Here is a 2,217-nt window from a genome sequence, read left to right as displayed (position 1 = left end):
GGTTCGTTTCCACTCCTGCCTGCCCGGGCCGGATTCCATGCGACTAGGAATAGAATGCTTGACAAATAAGAACATATATAGTACAAATATCCAATCAGACAAGCCCGCTCCCATGAGGGCCAGCCGGATTGACTTCACGCCGGGCGACGGCCATCAAGCCGCCAGGGCACGGCATCTGGTTTTGACACGGAGGATAACGACATGGCGGAAGCCACGGTTCACAAGGGCGGCTGCCATTGCGGCGCGGTGCGCTATGAGGTGACCACGGCGCTGGAGCCGGTGATCACCTGCAACTGCTCGATCTGCTCCAGGAAGGGCACGCTGCTGACTTTCGTGCCGGCCGATGCCTTCAAGCTGCTGGCCGGCAAGGACGCGGTGAGCGACTACCAGTTCAACACGAAGAACATCCATCACCTGTTCTGCAAGACCTGTGGCGTGGAATCCTTCGCCACCGGCACGGCGCCGAATGGCGCCAAGATGGTGGCGGTCAACGTACGCTGCCTGGACGACGTGGATCCGGAAACGCTGCAGCCGGTGAAATACGACGGGAAGAATATGTAGGCGTTTTTACGCCCGCGGGGCCTTCAGATTCAAAAGCCTGAAAGACCGCTAAAGCCCGAAATGCGCCCGCGCGATGCGGCAGGCGTCGTCGCCCGGTTGGCATGCGCGGCAGACCTCGGGCCGCACGGCATAGACGCCGCAGGATGTCTGCGCGCCGACCTCGCCCTGCAGGGCCGAGCAGCGGTTGCCATCGCAACGCATCCGGCCCGCCTCGTCATCGACGAAACGGGCCGGGATGCGCGCGAGCGCGGCATCCTCTTCGAGCGAGAAGCGGGGCCAGTCGCGCGAATACGCGCAGCAGGCGCCGCAACTCTGACAGTCGAAGGCTGCCGCGCCCTGGATCGCCTGAAAGATCAAGCGGAGATCAAGCGGCCTGGATGGCGCGTACGGCAACCTTGCCCGAGCGGCTGTCCTGCTCGGTGTCGAAGGAGACCTTCTGGCCTTCCCGCAACGCGCTCATGCCGGCCCGCTCCAGCGCGGTGGCATGGACGAACACGTCCTTGCTGCCATCTTCCGGCTGAATGAAACCGAAGCCTTTTTGATCGTTGTAGAATTTAACAATGCCCGTTTGCATGACAGTATCCTTTGGTTCGATGCATGAAGGGCGCAGGCCGCAATAAGGCTGCGGCCGGCACCCGGTTTTCGATTTTTTTGGAGAGAAAGTCGGAAGATGCGCCCGGCAAAGCCAAGGCGAAGCAGCCAGAAGGTCCGGCCAAAAATGTCGATGGCCGGACCCTAGGCTTTAAATGTGGCGAATACAAGGCTGATCTTTTGGGCTGATCTTTTGGGCCGATTTTCGCGGCCTTAGCTGTAGAGCTGCAATATCCGCTCGACCTCGCCGCGCTCCTGCAGGCGGCGCAGGATGGCGGCCAGCTCGGCGGCCCGGGCGACCAGCGGCGAGCTGCGCGCCAGCACCAGATAGGAGGGCTGGCCCTCGATCCGGTACGGCGCCAGCGGCCAGTTGAGCTGCTGCCAGCGCAGCAGCCAGCGCGCCTGCTGTTCGGGCATGATCACCGCATCGACCCGCTCGCCGCCCAGCAGGCGCAACGCCGCGTCGTAATCGGCGGCCGGAACTTTTTCCAGCGTGGCATCGGCATCGAAACGGTCGGCATAGCGGGCGCCGCGCAGGGTGGCGATGCGCAGGCCACGCAGATCCTCGTACCGCGTGATGCGCGGCCCCTGCGCACGGGTGACGAAGGCCTTGGGCTCGGCCGGCAGCGGCGGATCGAGATACAGCAGATATTTTTCGCGCTCGGGCGTGCGGTTCGGCCCCATCATGATGTCGGCTTCGCCGCCGCGCATCATCGGAAAGCCGCGTACATAGGGCGTTTCAATGAAGTCCAGCGCCAGCCCGGCCTCGGCCGCAACCGCGCGCAGGATATCGACATAGATGCCGCTGTAGACCGGTTTGCCGGCGACCCGGCTGACAATGCGATAAGGCGGCGCATCGCTGATCAGCACGCGGGCAGCGTCGGGCGCGGCTGTCGTCTGCGCCCTTGCCGGCAGGGATGCCGCTGGCGCCAGGAGGCCCACGACAACCAGCAGGATGCAGACGATCAGCAGACCCGCAGCATGACCTCGAGCGGCGACCGCAACCATCATGGCTCGATCATACACGCAGCGCGATGGCGCGGGAGCGAAATCTGTGGTTGCCCC

5 protein-coding genes are annotated in these 2,217 nt (G+C 63.8%); 2 read left to right on the top strand and 3 right to left on the bottom strand.

From position 1 onward, the window contains the following. Positions 1-201: 201 nt before the first annotated feature. Positions 202-561: a GFA family protein gene (locus Q1J79_RS09590; protein WP_300299624.1), complete on the top strand. Its 360-nt coding sequence runs from the start codon at positions 202-204 to the stop codon at positions 559-561. A gap of 48 nt (positions 562-609) precedes the next feature. On the opposite strand, the gene Q1J79_RS09585 is transcribed toward Q1J79_RS09590, so the two are convergent. Beyond that, positions 610-918, bottom strand: coding sequence for a YkgJ family cysteine cluster protein (locus tag Q1J79_RS09585; protein ID WP_300299622.1), 309 nt, complete (start codon positions 916-918; stop codon positions 610-612). 7 nt (positions 919-925) lie between these two features. Further along, the gene (locus Q1J79_RS09580; protein ID WP_300299620.1) at positions 926-1,135 is read right to left on the bottom strand and encodes a cold-shock protein; all 210 of its coding nucleotides are present in this window, start codon (positions 1,133-1,135) and stop codon (positions 926-928) included. 23 nt (positions 1,136-1,158) lie between these two features. On the opposite strand from Q1J79_RS09580, the gene Q1J79_RS09575 reads away from it, so the two are divergent. Further along, positions 1,159-1,341, top strand: a complete 183-nt coding sequence (locus Q1J79_RS09575; protein WP_300299618.1) for a hypothetical protein — start codon at positions 1,159-1,161, stop codon at positions 1,339-1,341. Between the two features lie 24 nt (positions 1,342-1,365). Here Q1J79_RS09575 and Q1J79_RS09570 read toward each other — a convergent pair whose 3' ends face one another. Beyond that, positions 1,366-2,163 carry an ABC transporter substrate-binding protein gene (locus Q1J79_RS09570; protein WP_300299616.1) on the bottom strand — a complete coding sequence of 266 codons (798 nt, stop codon included), beginning with the start codon at positions 2,161-2,163 and terminating at the stop codon, positions 1,366-1,368. Positions 2,164-2,217: the final 54 nt, after the last annotated feature.

Origin of the sequence: Ferrovibrio sp. (assembly GCF_029255545.1) — a bacterium.
Lineage (GTDB): Bacteria > Pseudomonadota > Alphaproteobacteria > Ferrovibrionales > Ferrovibrionaceae > Ferrovibrio.
Note: the sequence above shows the minus strand (reverse complement) of the source record. Positions and strands in the feature narration are given on the sequence as shown.

Bases quoted from the DNA above. Each gene is read 5' to 3' on its own strand.
- Q1J79_RS09570 (WP_300299616.1), bottom strand. From the start codon at position 2,163: ATGATGGTTGCGGTCGCCGCTCGAGGTCATGCTGCGGGTCTGCTGATC.
- Q1J79_RS09580 (WP_300299620.1), bottom strand. From the start codon at position 1,135: ATGCAAACGGGCATTGTTAAATTCTACAACGATCAAAAAGGCTTCGGT.
- Q1J79_RS09575 (WP_300299618.1), top strand. From the start codon at position 1,159: ATGAAGGGCGCAGGCCGCAATAAGGCTGCGGCCGGCACCCGGTTTTCG.
- Q1J79_RS09590 (WP_300299624.1), top strand. From the start codon at position 202: ATGGCGGAAGCCACGGTTCACAAGGGCGGCTGCCATTGCGGCGCGGTG.